At 58.0% G+C, this 16,393-nt stretch carries 15 protein-coding genes, 1 pseudogene and 1 riboswitch; of the genes and pseudogenes, 5 read left to right on the top strand and 11 right to left on the bottom strand.

Annotated elements, in window-relative coordinates; all coding sequences use genetic code 11:
* Window positions 1–8 precede the first annotated feature (8 nt).
* The gene (locus tag GXP70_RS08570) at window positions 9–974 is read right to left on the bottom strand and encodes an acetylxylan esterase (RefSeq protein WP_162356059.1); all 966 of its coding nucleotides are present in this window, start codon (window positions 972–974) and stop codon (window positions 9–11) included.
* A gap of 134 nt (window positions 975–1,108) precedes the next feature.
* Here GXP70_RS08570 and GXP70_RS08565 point away from each other — a divergent pair, with 134 nt between their 5' ends.
* Entirely contained in the window at window positions 1,109–2,005 is an 897-nt protein-coding gene (locus GXP70_RS08565) for a polysaccharide deacetylase family protein (RefSeq protein WP_162356058.1), read from the top strand.
* A 178-nt stretch (window positions 2,006–2,183) separates the two neighbouring features.
* Here GXP70_RS08565 and GXP70_RS08560 read toward each other — a convergent pair whose 3' ends face one another.
* From GXP70_RS08560 to GXP70_RS08535, 6 genes are all read right to left on the bottom strand, one after another.
* The gene (locus GXP70_RS08560; RefSeq protein ID WP_162356057.1) at window positions 2,184–3,050 is read right to left on the bottom strand and encodes a 3D domain-containing protein; all 867 of its coding nucleotides are present in this window, start codon (window positions 3,048–3,050) and stop codon (window positions 2,184–2,186) included.
* A 102-nt stretch (window positions 3,051–3,152) separates the two neighbouring features.
* A riboswitch (cyclic di-AMP (ydaO/yuaA leader) is annotated at window positions 3,153–3,347 on the bottom strand.
* A 54-nt stretch (window positions 3,348–3,401) separates the two neighbouring features.
* Window positions 3,402–4,550, bottom strand: coding sequence for an ATP-binding protein (locus GXP70_RS08555; RefSeq protein WP_162356056.1), 1,149 nt, complete (start codon window positions 4,548–4,550; stop codon window positions 3,402–3,404).
* An 84-nt stretch (window positions 4,551–4,634) separates the two neighbouring features.
* A complete protein-coding gene (locus GXP70_RS08550) occupies window positions 4,635–5,282 on the bottom strand; it encodes a TetR/AcrR family transcriptional regulator (RefSeq protein ID WP_162356055.1) in 648 nt (215 codons plus the stop codon).
* A 664-nt stretch (window positions 5,283–5,946) separates the two neighbouring features.
* Complete coding sequence (locus tag GXP70_RS08545) at window positions 5,947–6,633, bottom strand: CAP domain-containing protein (RefSeq protein WP_162356054.1); 687 nt, start codon at window positions 6,631–6,633, stop codon at window positions 5,947–5,949.
* A 198-nt stretch (window positions 6,634–6,831) separates the two neighbouring features.
* The gene (locus tag GXP70_RS08540; RefSeq protein ID WP_162356053.1) at window positions 6,832–8,202 is read right to left on the bottom strand and encodes an HNH endonuclease; all 1,371 of its coding nucleotides are present in this window, start codon (window positions 8,200–8,202) and stop codon (window positions 6,832–6,834) included.
* 35 nt (window positions 8,203–8,237) lie between these two features.
* The gene (locus GXP70_RS08535; protein WP_162356052.1) at window positions 8,238–9,116 is read right to left on the bottom strand and encodes an AraC family transcriptional regulator; all 879 of its coding nucleotides are present in this window, start codon (window positions 9,114–9,116) and stop codon (window positions 8,238–8,240) included.
* A 232-nt stretch (window positions 9,117–9,348) separates the two neighbouring features.
* Between GXP70_RS08535 and GXP70_RS08530 the strand changes: the two genes are divergently transcribed.
* The gene (locus tag GXP70_RS08530; protein WP_162356051.1) at window positions 9,349–10,236 is read left to right on the top strand and encodes a CAP domain-containing protein; all 888 of its coding nucleotides are present in this window, start codon (window positions 9,349–9,351) and stop codon (window positions 10,234–10,236) included.
* A 31-nt stretch (window positions 10,237–10,267) separates the two neighbouring features.
* Here GXP70_RS08530 and GXP70_RS08525 read toward each other — a convergent pair whose 3' ends face one another.
* The gene (locus tag GXP70_RS08525) at window positions 10,268–11,185 is read right to left on the bottom strand and encodes an AraC family transcriptional regulator (protein WP_225442724.1); all 918 of its coding nucleotides are present in this window, start codon (window positions 11,183–11,185) and stop codon (window positions 10,268–10,270) included.
* 184 nt (window positions 11,186–11,369) lie between these two features.
* On the opposite strand from GXP70_RS08525, the gene GXP70_RS08520 reads away from it, so the two are divergent.
* Complete coding sequence (locus GXP70_RS08520) at window positions 11,370–12,203, top strand: phytanoyl-CoA dioxygenase family protein (protein WP_162356050.1); 834 nt, start codon at window positions 11,370–11,372, stop codon at window positions 12,201–12,203.
* Window positions 12,204–12,597: 394 nt separating this feature from the next.
* Window positions 12,598–12,740: pseudogene (locus GXP70_RS30420) on the top strand (transposase); the annotation flags it as partial.
* Window positions 12,741–12,879: 139 nt separating this feature from the next.
* Here GXP70_RS30420 and GXP70_RS08515 read toward each other — a convergent pair.
* Both GXP70_RS08515 and GXP70_RS08510 read right to left on the bottom strand, forming a co-directional pair.
* Window positions 12,880–13,899, bottom strand: a complete 1,020-nt coding sequence (locus tag GXP70_RS08515) for a Gfo/Idh/MocA family protein (protein ID WP_162356049.1) — start codon at window positions 13,897–13,899, stop codon at window positions 12,880–12,882.
* An 88-nt stretch (window positions 13,900–13,987) separates the two neighbouring features.
* Window positions 13,988–14,755 (bottom strand): sugar phosphate isomerase/epimerase family protein, encoded by a 768-nt coding sequence (locus GXP70_RS08510; RefSeq protein WP_162356048.1) that lies wholly within the window; start codon window positions 14,753–14,755, stop codon window positions 13,988–13,990.
* Between the two features lie 158 nt (window positions 14,756–14,913).
* On the opposite strand from GXP70_RS08510, the gene GXP70_RS08505 reads away from it, so the two are divergent.
* On the top strand, window positions 14,914–15,711 hold the full coding sequence (locus GXP70_RS08505) for an AraC family transcriptional regulator (RefSeq protein ID WP_162356047.1): 798 nt from the start codon (window positions 14,914–14,916) through the stop codon (window positions 15,709–15,711).
* Window positions 15,712–15,718: 7 nt separating this feature from the next.
* Here GXP70_RS08505 and GXP70_RS08500 read toward each other — a convergent pair whose 3' ends face one another.
* Window positions 15,719–16,174 (bottom strand): VOC family protein, encoded by a 456-nt coding sequence (locus tag GXP70_RS08500; protein WP_162356046.1) that lies wholly within the window; start codon window positions 16,172–16,174, stop codon window positions 15,719–15,721.
* Window positions 16,175–16,393: the final 219 nt, after the last annotated feature.

Below are 16,393 nucleotides of genomic sequence, written 5' to 3'. Positions count from 1 at the left end.
CTCGCCTCCTATTCGTTTCCGTTCAGGAAAAATTGAATGGTCTTGTCATTGAAGCCCGGCAAGCCTTCGTGCCCGAAGTCCGGGTAAATCTCCAGCCGCTTCGGAGCGGTGATCTTGTTGTACGCCGCGAATTGCGTGGACGGCGGGCAGATCGTATCCATGAGGCCGACGGCCATCATCACTTCGCCTTGAATTCGGTTCGCGAGATGCTGGATGTCGATATATCCGAGCTTCGTGAAAATCTCGTCCTCGCGCTCATGCTGCGGATCGAAATGACGGAAGTACGTTCTCAGCTCCGCATACGCATCCTTCGCCAGATCCATCTCCCAGACGCGGCGGTAGTCGCTGAGGAACGGGAATACCGGCGCAAGCTTCTTGATGCGCGGCTCCAGCGCGGAGCAGGCGATCGTCAGCGCGCCGCCTTGCGAACCGCCCATCGCGTAGACGCGCTCCGGATCGACTTCCGGGCTGTCGATCGCGATGCCGGCCAGCTGCGCGCAGTCGAGGAAAATATGGCGGAACAGCAGGTTGTCCGGATGCCCGTCCAAGCCGCGGATAATATGGCCGTTAAGCGTATTCCCGACAACGCCCCCCGTGTCCTCGGAATAGCCCCCTTGACCGCGGCAATCGAGGGAGAAGATCGAGAAGCCGAGCGAGACGATGCTCAACTTATCGGCCCATTCTCCCGCATTGCCGGAATAGCCGTGAAACTGCACGACGGCCGGATGCGGCTGAGGCGCGCGGCGCGGTCTTGCGTATTTGGCATGAACGCGCGCCCCTTTGACGCCGGTGAAATAAAGATCGAAGCATTCGGCCGTCGGCGTTTGGAACTTGCTCGGCACGAGCTCGATCGCAGGGTCGACGCCGCGCATTTCGGTCAGCGCCCGCTCCCAGTAATCGTCGAAGTCGGAAGGCTTCGGATTAATTCCTGTATACGCTTGCAATTCGTGAAGCGGCATATCGATGGCTGGCATTTGCTCTCCCCTTCTCATCGGTTTTCTTCCTTATGTTACGTTCTCGCTCAGGCGCTGTAAAGTGCCCAGTCGAACATTTTGGTGAATGTTCGCCGCGATAGAGGGAACAATGACATCATCGAGGAGGGAAGACCATGCGGATGTTTCGGAGACCGCGCAAGCTGCTGCTGCTGGTGCTGATGGGAGCGCTGCTGGCCACTGACATCGCGGATGCGTCCAATCACGGCGCCTCCGCTCGAGCCGCGGCGGATACGGCTTGGAGAGCTTCTTCGGCCGGCGGTGCACAGCGTCTGCAGCCCTCCGCCGAAGAGGATGCCATCGCCGTTCACGGGCGCAAGCGCAAGAAGCGAAGCCGCGCCAAGCCGATTTCCTGGGTGGCGCTGCAGCAGCGGTATCCGGGCTCCTTCGTCATATGGGGACCGCGCCGCTACCGCAAAGTCGCCTTGACGTTCGACGACGTGCCCGATCCCAGATACACGCCGCAAGTGCTCGAAGTGCTCGCCCGGCATAAAGTGAAGGCGACGTTCTTCGTCGTCGGCCAGCGCGCAGCCGCCCATCCCGCCCTTGTGCGGCGCATGGTGAACGAAGGCCATATTATCGGCAATCATTCGCTGAATCATCCCGTGTTCTCCAGAATCTCGCTGTACGCGATGCAGCAGCAAATCCTGCGGACGGATTGGACCCTCCGTACGCTGACCGGTTATAGTCCGCGTTACGTCCGGCCGCCCTACGGAGAGATTATGCCTGCCCAAGTGGAATGGCTGCGCAGCCGCGGATACACGGTCGTGAATTGGGATGTCGATTCCGAGGATTGGCGCAGCCTGGACAGCCAGACGATTCTGATCAATATCAAGCGAACGCTGCAGCCCGGGTCGATCATCCTGCAGCATGCCGGCGGCGGAACGGGACAGGACCTGTCGGGAACGATAGCGGCGCTGCCCAAGCTGATCAAGCTGCTGCGGAGCAAAGGCTACGACATCGTCACCCTGCCCGAGCTGCTCGGTCGTCCCGCCGGACGCAAGCTGCAATGAATGCGGCGGCCCGATCCGCTCGTTCGTCCGGCATGCGCGCATCAGATTGACCGGCATGCCGTCGCGCTCAGAGCAGGCGAGGACGGACTGAGCAGGCAGGGCAGGCCGAGCCGGCCAAGCAGGCGGCAAGCATAGCGAGAAGGCAGCCCGCCGGGGCTGCCTTCTCGCTATGCATGTATTAATTAAGAATGAATACTTTGACGTTCTGGAATCCGAATGCGCTCGCGGACTCTCGGGACTGCGGAACGAAAATATCGATCCGGTTGCCGTTGATCGCGCCGCCCTGATCGGTTGCGACGGCCAACATGCCGCCGGAAGGCAGGCCGTTGTAGTCATAACCCGTAATGTACACTTTGCTGCCCATTGGAATGACGTCCGGATCGACCGCGATCGTGCCGAGCTTCAACGGGTTTCCAAAGTAATCGACCGGTCCCCAGCCGTTCTCCGAGGCCGCAGCCGTATATGCGCTTGCTTTTGCCTGCACGACGTCCTTGAACGCGTACGATTTGCCGTTCACATCAATGCGGTTCTGCTGTGTCTTTGCCGTTGCTTTCTTGGCCGTAGCTTTCTTGGCCGCCGTTCTGGTGGCGGTCGTTTGCTTGACGGCCGTTTTCTTGACGGCTGTTGCTTTCTTGACGACCGTCTGCTTGACGGCTGCTTGCTTGGCCGCCGATTTCTTCGCCGGCGCCTTTGCCGCCGGTTTGGCAGCCGGCTTCACTTGCTTGGCCTCTGCCGATTCTTCCTTGGCCGGCTCCGCCAGCGCTTTCGCGGCCTGAATCGCGACAGGTCCTTCGACTTTCGCGGAAGCCGCCTGCGCCGCGGCAGGAATTACGAGCTGAAGCCCCGCGTAAATGTTGTCCGCATCCACGAACGGGTTGGCTTGTATGAGCGCATTGACCGTTACGCCGAATTCGTTCGACAGCTTCCAGAACGTATCGTCGTCATTCGCCTTATACAGCCCTTGCGCATGCGCGCCTTGCGTCTGCGCGAGAATGGCAATGCCAAGCGTTGCCGCGGCAATGCCCTTCTTCCAGATGTTATTCATGTTGTCGGTTGCCTCCTTTGAATTTACGCTTGGATCGGAATGGCGATCTATCGCGTCATTACGAGGATGACCGAACCGCTGAATGAAGCGGAACACAGAAGGTCGTCATCGCATGCGGCCTGCGAGGTTAGTTGTCGGATTCGGATTGAGGAGTTCAACCCTACGCATGAATTGCGATTCACCCCAGCGCCAGAGCGCGGCGAACCCGTCATATGTGATGAACATCAGATGACGGGAACGGAGCTGCACAGCTCCAAAAGATCCCCCGTACGTATATCGTTTCGGCTCGCGTTATAGGATAACATAGCGTTCCTGCCAATCCTACCGGAAAATTCGACCACCCGCGCCGAATCAGCCGTTCTTGGGCAAGGTGATCGTGACCGTCGTCCCTCTGCCGGAAGAGCTGGAAATGTCGATTTTGCCATGATGGCCCTGGATAATGCGGTAGCATACCATCAGTCCGAGACCGGTTCCGCTTTCCTTGGTCGTGAAGAACGGACCGCCGAGCAAGGGCAGCTGCTCCTCCGGGATGCCGATGCCCTCGTCCGTGATCGACACGGCGAAGTTTCTGGCTCCCGCCGACTTGAGCGTGATGGACACCGTCCCGCCTCTGGGCATCGATTCGATGGCGTTCTTGAGCACGTTGACGAACACCTGCTTCATCTGATTCTCTTCGCACAGCAGCATGGCCGTTTCCACGCGGTATTCGGCCTTCAGCTGCACGTTGTTGATGATGGCCTGCGTTTCGAGCAGCGTCAGCACGCTCTGGATGATCTTGATCAAATCGTGATGACGGAAATGATTCGCCTGCGGTTTCGCGAGCGCCATGAATTCCTGCACGATGGAATTGATCCGGTCGAGCTCGACGAGCATAATATCGAAATAATCGTGGTAGCTGTCGATCCGCGTCTTCAGAAATTTGGAGAAGCCGATCAGCGACGTAAGGGGGTTGCGGATTTCATGGGCGATGCCTGCGGCCATCTGACCGACCACCGAGAGCTTCTCCGACTGAATGAGCGCCTCTTCTTCCTTCTTGCGGTCGCGGATATCGCGGAATACGCTTTGGATAACCGTCCCTTTGCCCGGATAATTGCGGATCCGAATGCTGGACGCCTCGACGTCGATCACTTCGCCGGTGGCGCTGAGCAGCTTCGATTCGACGAAATCGCTCGGCTCATCGGTTTCGAACACTTGCGCGAGCCTGTGCTTCGCCTGCTCCCGATAGTCGGGATGCAAATAATACTTCACGTAGGGATTCGAGAGCAGCTCGGCTTCCGTCAATTCCAGCAAGCGAAGACCGGCCTGATTGGTGAAGAGAACCGTCACGCCGTCATGCACGAAGATCGGTTCGGGCAAATACTTGATTAAGCGCCGATAACTCATAAAATCCGGACGAAGATCGTTCGCGGTTTCTTTCATCGTGCTGCCTGCCTTCAAGTTCAATCTTCGTTTCAATGACAAAGCGAGCGAGCGATTGCAAAATACGGCTTTCCGCCTCATGTCCCAACCTCCGAAACGATTCTCCAAGTAAAGTTCGCGTTCGTCGGCGTGAATCCCTTCGATTGGAAAAACAATTAAATATTTTTAATTCAAAAACGCGCCGTCTTGTCTCATACCTCGCGTCATGATGACAATGCCTTCATGAAAGACCGGCAGTACCCGCGCCAGCAGGCTCTCGGACGGTTCCGCATGGTCGGTGTACGTACTGACGAAGCCTTGCACATAATAGAACAGCACCCGCGCGCGGTTCAGCATCGCTTCCCCGCCGTCGTTCTCCGCCTGCGGCGGGGCGACGACGAGCTGCAGCGCCTTCATGAGATGCCCGAAGAGCCGGTTGCGGATAACGTTGATTTCCAGCGTGGGCGCGGGATCGTCCACCCGCACGGAGCCCGACATGAACAGCACCGTCTGCAGGCTGCCATTGCTCAGGCAGAAGACCGCGAACCGGCTGCATACGGCCAACAGGCGGTCGATCGGCGCGGCGTCCCGCTTCGCCAGCTCCGCCAGGAACGCCTCCTCCAGCTCCAGAAGCGACGGAATGGCGATCTGCTGCAGCAGCTCCTCCTTGTTCTTGAAATACAAATAAATCGCCGTATGCGAGCAGCCCGCCTGCTTGGCGATCTCGCGCATCGTCACGTACGGATAGCCCTTCTCCGCGAACAGCTCCGCCGCGGAACGGCGAATCGCCGTCTTCATATCTTCGGTTAACTGTTTCCGTTTGGTCGTCGTCACTTGCTTCAGCCCCTCTGTTTATTTCTATAACCATTGGTTACATCATAAGCGACGCCTGCCGCTAAGTAAAGAAAAGCGGCCCGTGAAGGACCGCTCAGATCGTTGAGTAACCTATTCGCTGCTTCGAGCAGGCTCGTGACAACATGCGCCTGGCGCATGAACTGATGCGTTGCCGATTCGCCGGCATGGCACGGACTGCTTGTAAACGTTTCGAACGAAGCACCGGCTTCATGACGGCAGGTTCACGGTGCGTACGTCGATGCAGGGAAGCGGACAGGAAATCCGAAACCTCTGTCCGCGAGTCTTGGCGGGGGATCCTTTACCTCGTGCGGATCCCCCCGTGCGAGGTGTGACGGCGCGTGACGGCTGACAACCTTACCAATACATGCGGCATATGCGGTGTTGACTGCCCGATTTGCAAAGGGCTGGAGCCAAGATAAATCTTTGGCGTTATTGCACATCGACGTTTCCATTTCAAGCAGGGCTTGTTTCATAAACGGGAATTCATCCATGACGCGGAACGAAACCTCTTCACGCTTACACGTAAACCAAAACCAATGAAAAAAGAAACCCTCCGTTTTCAAAAAACGCGGGTTTCTCTTTTCATTACATTCTGAGCGGCCCGTGAAGGGCCGCTCGAGGAATGGCGATGCGAGAAGGCGGATCAGGACGTGAATTCCTGCACCCACTCGCCGTTATAGTACGCTACGCCGATTTTGCCGTAATGGCTGTTCAGGATGTTCGCTTTGTGACCGGCGCTGTTCATCCAGGCCGTCATGACTTCCTGCGGCGTGCGCTGCCCCTTGGCGATGTTCTCGCCCGCATAAGAATAAGCGACGCCGTAGGCACGCATCATATCAAATGGCGAACCGTAGGTCGGAGAATTATGATCGAAATAATTGTTGGCATACATATCCTTCGCTTTATCCAGCGCGACTTTCGTCAGCAGCGTATCGGATTTCAGCGCAGGCAAGCCCGCGTTGGCGCGCTCCTTGTTCACGAGCGTCACGACCTGCGCGGCGAACGTGGTCTTGTCCGACGTATTCGTCGTTGTCGTACCCGCCGTTCCGCCGGACGTCGAACCGCCGGTGCTCGCCGCGGGAACGTTCACCGTCATGCCGGCCCAGATCATGTTCGGGTTCGCGATGCTGGGGTTCGCGGCGATCAAGGCGCTGAGGCTGACGCCGTATTTCTTGGCAATGAGGTACATCGTATCGTTGTTCGTCACCTTATACGTCAAGGAGTTCACGGAGGCTGCTTCTGCCTTCGGCAGTGTTGCTCCGGCTCCGAGAACGATCAAACTTGCTGCGAGTACGCTTGCGACACCTGTGCGAAATGGTTGCATCTTCATGATAAATCCTCCTCGTGTAAGCTGTCAGAATTGCGTAAGCCGATTGGCTGCCAATCGCATCGCAACTCACCCGTTCACGGCCGCCAGACCATGAATGCGGCATTCAGCTGTTGAATGATGGCGCCGGTCGTTCCGACGCCCCTCATGGTATCACGGGAGGTAAGCCATTTCACCCCATAAAATCTTCCATCGCGGCTGCTACAGAAACTGCTGCAGCACGTCATCGTCCACGTAATCCAGGCTGTCCGCCTTCTTCAAATTGCATTCGGCGCAGGCGCAGACGCAATTCGCCGGCGTCGACAGCCCGCCTTTGGACTTCGGCATAACATGGTCGATCGTATCGCCGAAATTGCCGCAATAGCGGCAAATGTAATCGTCCCGCTGCAGCACGAGCAGCCGGAAATCGGCCTTCGTGTACAGCTTGTGGATCAGGCCGGGATGAATGATGCCCGCCGCGCCTTCTTCGACCATCCGGATCGCCATGTCCGTCGGAATTTCTGTCGACCAGCGCTTGCCCGTTTCGCGTTTGCCGCGCAGCCGGATCATCCCGCGGCCGCGGTCGTTCAGGAGCGACGTCTTGAACGAGAAGTTGCCTTTGACGGGAACGATCGCCCGGTTCGGCGGCCGCACGGAAGCCGATTCCGCCGATTCCGCTGATTCCGCTGCCGGCTTGCGCTTCGCGGACTTGCCGCGCCCGCGGCGGCGTTTGCGCTTCCGTTTGCGGGACGAAGCCGCCTCGGATTCCAGGTCGGACGCGCCGCTCAAGACGAGACGCTCGACGGCTTGCGCAGCCGCCGATGCCGCGCCGCCGGCTGCGGCCGGCGCCTCGTCGGCATTCGCCGCCGGACTTGCTTTCGGCGAGTGGTTCGCTAACGAAGCCATGCCGGCAGGCATGCCAGCCGGCGCAGACGCGCTTGCTTTCGATGCCATGCCAGCTGGCGCAGACGCGCTCGCTTTCGATGCCACGCCAGCCGGCGCGGACGCGCTCGTTTCCGAGGCCGCATCCGGCACATCCTGACGACGCAGCTCCGTCTGCTTCTTCCTTCTGCGGCGGCGATTGCGCTTCCGCTTCGGCGTTATCGCGCTGATCTCCGCGGCAAGACCGGGTCCGTGACCCGAATCGGCGGCCGACTGAGCCGGACTGGCCTGATTCTCTTCCTCCGGCTCCTCGTCCGGTTCTCCGGACGTTCCGCCAAGCACAAACACGTCCGCTTCGTCCTGCTTGTCCTCGCGGCGCTGATCGGCCTGCTTCTTCTTCCGGCGCCGCCGCTTGCGGCCCGGCTTCGGCACTGCCGCCGCGACGGCGGAGCCGGCTTCCTCGTCCGTCGAAGCCGCAGCGGCTTCGACGGCAGCCCGAGCCGCCGCTCCCCTCTTGCTTCCGGACGCGGAAGCGGCAGCCATTAACGCCTGCGCTTCCGCAGCCCGGGCTTCGGCAGGCGGAGCTTCGTTACGCTTGCGCCCGCGCAGGCAGGTCCGGCACGTGCCGCGCCTGCCGCCTCCCGACCGCTTCACAAAGGCGGAGAGCGGTTTCTCCAGGCCGCAGGCCATGCATGCTTTCAACTCGATCATCTAGCTTTCGCTCCGTTCGTAATCGTTGGTCTTGGTTATATCAAGAGGCCGTGCAGCTTGCGAAACTGCTCCGGCGTCATGCCTTCCGCTTTGCCGAATGCCGCGATGAAATGGCTCGAATCCCGGTAACCGGACAATTGGGCGATTTCTTTGATCGACAGCTTGTTGTCGCCGGAGCTCATCATCTCCTTGGACTTGATGATCCGCAGCCGAATCAGATAAGCATAAGCCGTAATGCCGAACGCTTGGCGGAACAGCGAATTCAAATAGCGCGGGCTGATCTCCAGCTGCTCCGCCATATCGGGCAGGCCGATCTCCGGATCGCCGTAATGCTCGTCCAGCCAGTGCAGCAGCGGGTCCAGCTTCTCCAAATATTGATAGACCGAAGAGCGCCCGCCCTTCTGCCCGTATATTTTGATCATCGTCAGGAATCGGTACAGCGCCGCCGAAGCGTTGAGTCCCGTCCGGTCGTCGTCCTTCTGGATCTGCTCGATCATGCCGAGCAGCTGCGAGGTAATCGGCGCATCCTCGTTCCAGTGCAGCCATTCCGTATGGCGGATGCCGAGCGATGCCAGCATGGAAGCCGCCAGCTCGCCGCCGAACGTAATGTACAGCGTCGACCACTTCTTCCCGCCTTTGGCCGCGTACGAATGGGGCACCCCGGGGAATAGCAGCGACCCACTCCCCGCCGGCAGCGAATAACGGCGGCCGTTCAGCATGAATTCGCCTTCGCCTTCGATCGTCTGCAGCCAATGGAAATTCGGATAGCCCTTCGTGCGGTCGATGGATTCCTGATCCGGATTGAAGCCGATGCTGTCCATGTAGAGGGGCAGGTCATACTCGCCGAGCGTAAACATGTAGCGGCTCATATAACCGTTGATGACGATTTTCTTATGCCCTTCCAGCTGTTCCATATTATCATATCCTGCCAATCGTATTTTATTGATCCATTACCTTCAGCTTACCATAAAGCCCAACGATAATCACTATTCAACATGAAGGAATCCGCCCGAAAACGCCTTCGTTATCTCAGCCCATAATGTTATATGGCAAAGGTTGTCGTCCCTTGATCTTCCTCGCCTCGCCATCGCATAGCCCCTTTTGCCGCTGAACATATTAGTGGGTAGAAAGGAGCTTGATACTCAGATGAAACGATTTTTCGGAACGCTGCTTGGATTAGTGCTTGCTTTCGGCGTCGGGGCGATCATCTACAACTCCGTCCGCGACACGAACGGAAAGTACCACTCGGCCAGCAACGAAGCCCACCGAATCAGAACGAATACGGTCGACCGGCTGCCGACGTCTTCCACGCGGAACTTCAACGCCAACAACGATCGCACGAACAGCACGAATTTCAATGCCTACAATTATGACGGCACGATGCGCGCAAAAAACTTGAACAACGTCGATCTTAATCCGTTGAACGACTGGCTGCGCCAGATGTACCCCGGAACCGGCAATTATTATACCGGCAATAACGGCAACACCACCGGTAACGCGGGCAATTATTACGGCGGCGCGGGCAATACCGGCAACACGGGCAATACCGCTAACACGGGCAATACGGGCTACACCGGTAATACCGGCAACTACAACCGCAATACCGGCACAGGCACGAATGCCGGAGCGGGCGCCGGAACGGCCGCCAACTCCGACTTCGCCAATCAAATCTTGGCGAAAGTAAACGCGGAGCGCGCCAAAGCGGGCGTACAGGCGCTCACGCTTAACGCCGCTCTGAACAAAGTGGCGCAGGCCAAATCGGCCGACATGCGCGATAAAGGCTACTTCGATCACCAATCGCCGACGTACGGCAGTCCGTTCGATATGATGAAATCGTTCGGCGTGAACTATTCCTACGCAGGCGAGAACATCGCGGCCGGCCAACAATCCGTCGATGCCGTCATGACGGCTTGGATGAACAGCCCCGGCCACCGTCAGAACATCCTGAGCGCCAACTACACGCAGCTTGGCGTCGGCTATGCGCAGGGCGGCAGCATGAGTCCGTACTGGACGCAGGAATTCACTCGTCCTTAACCAATAGCGAACTGCATGCGCGGCTCCTTCCTTACACGGATGGAGCCGCATTGTCGTGCCCGTTATGCGCGTTGTCGGCGGCTTTGCGGAAGGCGCCCGGCGTCGTTCCCGTTTCCTTCTTGAACATTTTCGCAAAATGGTGAATGTCGGCGAAGCCGCAATAGGCCGCGATTTCCTCCATGCCGTGCGCCGAGTCCGCCAGCAGCTCCTTGGCATGCTGGATCCGGAGCCGAAGCAAGTAACGATGCGGCGCGACGCCGAATTCTTCCTTGAATTTGGCGCTGAAGCGGGACGGGGACAAATTCGCTCTCGCCGCCATCTCCCGGACGGTCAGCGGCTCCGACAGCCGGAAGGAAATGAACGAGGTGATCCAATTCATCGGCTGCGGCGCCGATTTCTCCGTCAGCCGCAAGTCCTCCGAATGATCCTCCAATATCGCGTGGAGTACCTCCGTTCCGAGCGTCTGCGCCCGCAGCTGCATGAGCGGATTGCGATGCTGCCAGCAGTCGACCATCTCCAGGAACCGGTCGCGCAGCTGAATCGGCTGCTTCGGACGCAGCCGGACCGGGATATCGATGCCGTGCAGGTCGTTCAAGCGCGGCTGCAGCAAATGCTTGTACGGCGTAATGTCGATCTGCCCGGGACGCGTCGGGAACCGTTCTTCGCGCGCTTCGTCGTAGAACCAGTCCAGATGGGCGAACGGCGTAATCGAATTCGTCTTGCCTTCCAATACGGTCAGACTGCCCGGTTGAATCAAACAAAATTCCCCGCTGCGAAATTCGTAGGCTATGTCGTTCACGTGAAAGAGGCATTCCCCTTCCTGAATGTAGACGAGCAAATAATCGAGCAGCCGCCTCGCCGCCACGGTCCACGGCTTCCGTACGGCAAAATCGCTCTCGCGGATATAAGGCACAATAGGATGCTTCGCCATCAATTCAGACAAATACACGCTTCGCTCATCTCCTTGACGCACCGTACATAGATACGATTGAGTATAACGGATGACAGTCGTTTTTGACAAAAAAATCAGGAAATTGTTACAAAGATTCCGGTGAACCGCCGTCCTATAATGAAGGTGTTCGAACATTACTTCAAGCATCCCGGCGGATGAACGCAAAGGAGACATCATTATTATGTCAACGTCAGCCAATTACGCGCAGCTTCCATCGCTGAACGAGGATTACGCGCTCACGAACGAACAAATCGCTTCCTACCAGAAGAACGGCCATATCTTGCTGCGGAACGTAGCTACTCCCGACGAGATCAACGCCTATGAGCCGATCCTGTCGGGCGTCGTCCGGGAGCATGACTACAATACGAAGCCGGTCGAAGAACGCGACACGTACGGCAAAGCATTCATTCAAATCGGAAACCTGTGGCAGTTGAACGAGGGCGCGAAACGTTTCGTCATGGCGTGCCGCTTCGCCAAGATCGCCGCGGAATTGATGGGCGTCTCGGGCGTGCGCATCTACCATGATCAGGCGCTGTTCAAGGAGCCCGGCGGCGGCCACACGCCTTGGCATCAGGATCAAATCTACTGGCCGCTCGATACGCCGAATACCATTACGCTCTGGATGCCGCTCGTGCCGGTATCCGAGGAAGTCGGCTCGATGACGTTCGTCGACGAATCGCAGAAGCTCGGCTACCTGTCCCGCCAGGAAATTTCGGACGAATCCCACAAGACGCTCGGCTCGTTCATCGAGGGCAAGCAGCTGCCGACGACGAACTACGGCGCCCTTGCCGCCGGCGACGCCACGTTCCATGCCGGCTGGACGCTCCATTCCGCGCCGGGCAATCCGACGGAAGCGATGCGCGAAGTCATGACGATCATCTACATCGAAGACGGCGTGCGCATTGCGGAGCCGGATTCGAAAGCCCGCGCGAACGACCTGCGCGGCTGGTTCCCGGGATTGAATCCGGGCGACATCGCGGCCTCGCCGCTTAATCCGCTCGTCTACAAAGCGTAACGCCGGTAAGGGGCTTCCCATAAGTCATTGCTAGATGACCGTGGGAAGCCCCTTCTTAAGGGATGGATTCTTCCCCCGATCCGCAGGTTGTCGAGAAGGCTTCGGGGCGAGGCCCACGGCTGACAGCGTTACTACGCGGGCAACATGTATCGTCAGACGTGTACCGCCTCCACGAACAGACATAGGCAGGCTGGAGGAGGACAGAGGATCCGCTATTTGATCGAAATCGGCATTTTGGAGGCAGCGATCGGACATAGGATGCGTTATGGGCTCCGGAATGCAGCAAAAAACCGGCTTTCGGCAGAAATAGCGCATCTCCTGTCCGGCAGCGCGCGAATAACGATGCATACGAGCAAATAAAGGATCTCATGTTCGTTTCCCGGGGCCCTTTTCCAGAGGGATGCATGAGCTGGAACATGTTGTTGGACAACTGAAGCGTAACTGGGGATCCAGCAGCTCCTGCTTCGAGGCTTGCCCAAAGTAAGCTTGGAGGTCGGGCGGATTTCGATCGCCCACAATCGGCTCCAGATGGCAGCGGTCGATGCACAAAGACCCAAGATGATGCAGAGTCAGGTCTGCCATCTTGGGTCTTTGTGGTTTTTGTGCGGTTTAGGGCTGTCCCCGAACTTACTTTCGGGACAGCCCAATGTCCCGATGCTGAAGATCAATCGTACACTTACAAGTTGATGACTTTGCCTGTCGCCTGCGATTCGAACGCAGCCAGAATAACGGCCAGCGATTTGCGGCCTTCTTCGCCGGAGATGGCAGGCTTCGCGTTCGTCGCGATCGACTCGACGAACGCGTCGATGACGCCGCTCGTTTCCTGCTTCTCGTTCGTGCTGATCGCGCCGACGTTGTACTTCTCCACCGTGCCGTTGCGCAGCTCGACGATGATTTGATCCTTCGGATCCGTGCCGATCTTCATGACGCCGTTCTCGCACCACAATACCGTGCTGTTGTCCTCGCCCTTGTAATACGTCCAGCTCGCGACGAGCGTGCCGATCGCGCCGCTCTTCATCCGCAGTATGCATGTCGCGTTGTCGTCGATGTCCGTATCCTGCTTGTCCAGCGTACCGATGAAGCCCGTTACTTGCGCGACTTCATCGTCCAGCAGGTAGCGTATCAGATCGGATTTGTGAACGCCGAGGTCGCCCATCGCGCCCATGATCGCTTCCGGCTTGCGGAAGAACCAGCTGTCCCTGCCGTCTACGCTCCATGCTTCCGGACCCGGGTGGCCGAACGACGTGCGGAACGTCAGTACGCGGCCGAGCACGCCGGACTTCAGGATCGCCTTCGCTTTCACGTGCGGCGGCATCAGGCGCTGATTGTGGCCGACCATCAAGTGAACGCCGTTCTTGCTTGCCGCTTCGATCATCGCCGCGGCTTCCTCGTCCGTCGAAGCCATCGGCTTCTCGACCAGCACATGCGCGCCCGCATTCGCGGCCGCGATCGATACTTCGGCATGCAGGTAGTTGGGCGTGCATACGCTGACGGCATCCGGCTTGATTTTCGCAAGCATGTCTTGATAAGAAGCGAACGCTTCGGCGCCGAATGGATCGGCGATCTTCTGCGCGCGCTCCAGCAGCGGATCGACGAAAGCGACCAGCGTCACATTCGGATTCCCCGCATATTCAGGAATGTGCCGGCGCTGCGCGATCGCGCCGCAGCCGACGACGGCTACACGAATAGTAGACATAACGGTTAAAGCTCCTTTACGAATGAAGGTAGGAATGAATCGGAATCGTTCGAAGCGTGATTGAAATTAATTTGAAATTAAATTGAAATTACGCTTTATGGCCGTTCGCTTTCAGCCACTCCATGCTCGTCTGAACGGATTCGAGCGGCGGATTCGCGCATGTATCCTGCTCGACGATGAGCCATTCCACGTTCGCTTTGTTCGCGGCTGCGATAATGTCGTTCAGCGGCAGATCGCCGCGGCCCAGCTCGACCGTGTCGATCGGACCCGTGCCATCGCCCTGGCGGAAGTCTTTCAGGTGAATAAGAGGAAGGCGGCCGGCATACTTCGCGATATACGCGAGCGTGTCCTGCTTGGAGTATTGCACCCAGCCCATGTCCATTTCGACCTTGAGCAGATCGGCAGGCACTTTGGTGTACATGGCGTCGAATACGAACTCGCCGTCGATTTTGGTCTTGAATTCGAAATCGTGATTGTGGTAGGCGAATTCGAGGCCCGCTTCCTTCAAGCGTTTGCCGAAGCCGACGAATTGCTCGATCAGAGAGCGCCAGAACGACTCGCCTTCCGCAACCTTGTCGGCCGGAATCCATGGACATACGACGTAGGATGCGCCGATCGTCGTCAGGTACGCGATTTCTTCCTCCATCTTTCCTTGCAGGTTATCGAGGCTGACGTGGCTGCCGAACGCTTCCAGGTTCAGTTCTTTCAGCAGGTCGCGCATTTCTTCCGCGGGCACGTCGCCATAGCCGGCGAATTCAACGCCTTCGTAACCCATGGCCGCTACTTTGCGGAGCGTGCCTTTCATATCTTTCGCCGTCTCGTCGCGAAGCGTATAAAGCTGCAATCCGATTCTCATTCAAGCTCATCCTTTCGAATCGCGTCCCGGCGCAGCTGCGCCGCGAACGCCTTGTTAGTTTACCGATCTGACACTCATTATAGTGGATCATGAGCGATAACACGATGTATTATATAACAGTGACATGTCCAATATTGCTGCAAAGTGGGTGAAGAGCCTTGTTCGCCGAAATTATGAGCTGCGGCTATTCCTATCATGCGCAGCCTTTCCAAATGACGAATCCCGAAGGGCTGCATGCATACTTGTTCCGTCTGCAGACGGAAGGGACATGCGAGGCGCTCGTCGACGGACGCATGCAGCGCATCGAGGCCGGCGACCTGCTCATGTTCAAGCCCGGCGATTCTTACAATCTCAACGTGTACGCGCAGCAGTCGGACGAGGCGCCTTCCGGTGCCGGCGTCTCGAGCGGCGATTATTACGTCATCTGCCGCGGCGAATGGCTCGACGAATGGTGGGGCCGGCACGACCGCAAGCAGCGCGTCAAAGTCGTCCCCGACGAACGCTGGCTGTCGATCTGGCAGGCGCTTATTCTCGAGAAACGCCGCTATGAAGCGGAGAACCGGGAGCTCGCCGATTATTTGCTGCGCGCGCTGTGCCTGGGGCTCGACCGCGCCATCGATACGCAGTCCGAGCTGCAGGGCAAATCGTTCATCGCCACCCGCATGAAAAACTTCATCGACGAGCAGGCCGCGAACAGCTTTACGATCGCGGACGTCGCCGCCCATGTCGGCCTCAGCGTCTCGCGCACCGTCCATCTCTTCAAGGAATGCTACGGCTTGACCATCATTCAGTATACCCAAAACGTCCGATTATCCATGGCGATCGAACGAATCAAATACAGCGGCATGACGCTCGAGCAGGTCGCGGAAACATGCGGCTTCGGCAGCTACTCGTACTTCTTCCGCGTCTTCCGGAAGAAGTACGGCGTGCCGCCGGCGGCATACCGGATGACGTAACGCCCGCTTACTTGTCGTTCTCCAGCAGCTCGATCAATACTTTCAGTTCGTTGAACGTATCCACGTAGGCATAGCGCCCGCCGACATACTCGCCTTTCTGCATCAGCGGCATGCCCCTGCCTTCCAGCAGGGTGATCTTCTCCTTCATGCCTTCGATCACGAACGCGATATGATGCGGGCCTTCGCCGTGCGCGTCCAAATATTCCCGCCAGGTGCTCGGGTGCTCGTCCGGCTCGATCAGCTCCAGCTGCAGCGAACCCATATTAATGAAAGCAAGCTTCGCCCGCGCGGGCGTCGACTCGCCCCGATTCTCCGTCTGCGCGATTTCGAACGGGTCGGTGGTTATAATGTTCGGTTTGTCGATGCCGAAGAAATCGGCGTATTTCCGACTGACGGCTTCAATGTCATGGACGAGAATGCCGATCTGCGTAATGAAATTGTTCCCCAGTAATCCGTTGCCCATCTTCACAAGCACGCTCCCGTCAACTCATTTGATATTGGCCTGGCGCAATCCCGCGGACCGTTCGGATACCATGACGACAACATTCGGCGCCATTATTTTGATAACGCTTACACGTAATCGAAAACGCCTGTTCCGGCCGGATGCGAGCGCCCCAGATCATCGTAGCAGAACGCCGGCTTGCGCGTCAAACAATCCGGCAAACGATCCGCTCGATCTATC

This window comes from Paenibacillus lycopersici (assembly GCF_010119935.1).
Classification (GTDB): Bacteria; Bacillota; Bacilli; order Paenibacillales; family Paenibacillaceae; genus Paenibacillus_Z; species Paenibacillus_Z lycopersici.
Note: the sequence above shows the minus strand (reverse complement) of the source record. Positions and strands in the feature narration are given on the sequence as shown.

Coding starts and splice junctions, on each gene's coding strand:
- GXP70_RS08570 (WP_162356059.1), bottom strand. CDS start 974: ATGCCAGCCATCGATATGCCGCTTCACGAATTGCAAGCGTATACAGGA.
- GXP70_RS08565 (WP_162356058.1), top strand. CDS start 1,109: ATGCGGATGTTTCGGAGACCGCGCAAGCTGCTGCTGCTGGTGCTGATG.
- GXP70_RS08560 (WP_162356057.1), bottom strand. CDS start 3,050: ATGAATAACATCTGGAAGAAGGGCATTGCCGCGGCAACGCTTGGCATT.
- GXP70_RS08555 (WP_162356056.1), bottom strand. CDS start 4,550: ATGAGGCGGAAAGCCGTATTTTGCAATCGCTCGCTCGCTTTGTCATTG.
- GXP70_RS08545 (WP_162356054.1), bottom strand. CDS start 6,633: ATGAAGATGCAACCATTTCGCACAGGTGTCGCAAGCGTACTCGCAGCA.
- GXP70_RS08540 (WP_162356053.1), bottom strand. CDS start 8,202: ATGATCGAGTTGAAAGCATGCATGGCCTGCGGCCTGGAGAAACCGCTC.
- GXP70_RS08535 (WP_162356052.1), bottom strand. CDS start 9,116: ATGGAACAGCTGGAAGGGCATAAGAAAATCGTCATCAACGGTTATATG.
- GXP70_RS08530 (WP_162356051.1), top strand. CDS start 9,349: ATGAAACGATTTTTCGGAACGCTGCTTGGATTAGTGCTTGCTTTCGGC.
- GXP70_RS08520 (WP_162356050.1), top strand. CDS start 11,370: ATGTCAACGTCAGCCAATTACGCGCAGCTTCCATCGCTGAACGAGGAT.
- GXP70_RS08515 (WP_162356049.1), bottom strand. CDS start 13,899: ATGTCTACTATTCGTGTAGCCGTCGTCGGCTGCGGCGCGATCGCGCAG.
- GXP70_RS08510 (WP_162356048.1), bottom strand. CDS start 14,755: ATGAGAATCGGATTGCAGCTTTATACGCTTCGCGACGAGACGGCGAAA.
- GXP70_RS08500 (WP_162356046.1), bottom strand. CDS start 16,174: ATGGGCAACGGATTACTGGGGAACAATTTCATTACGCAGATCGGCATT.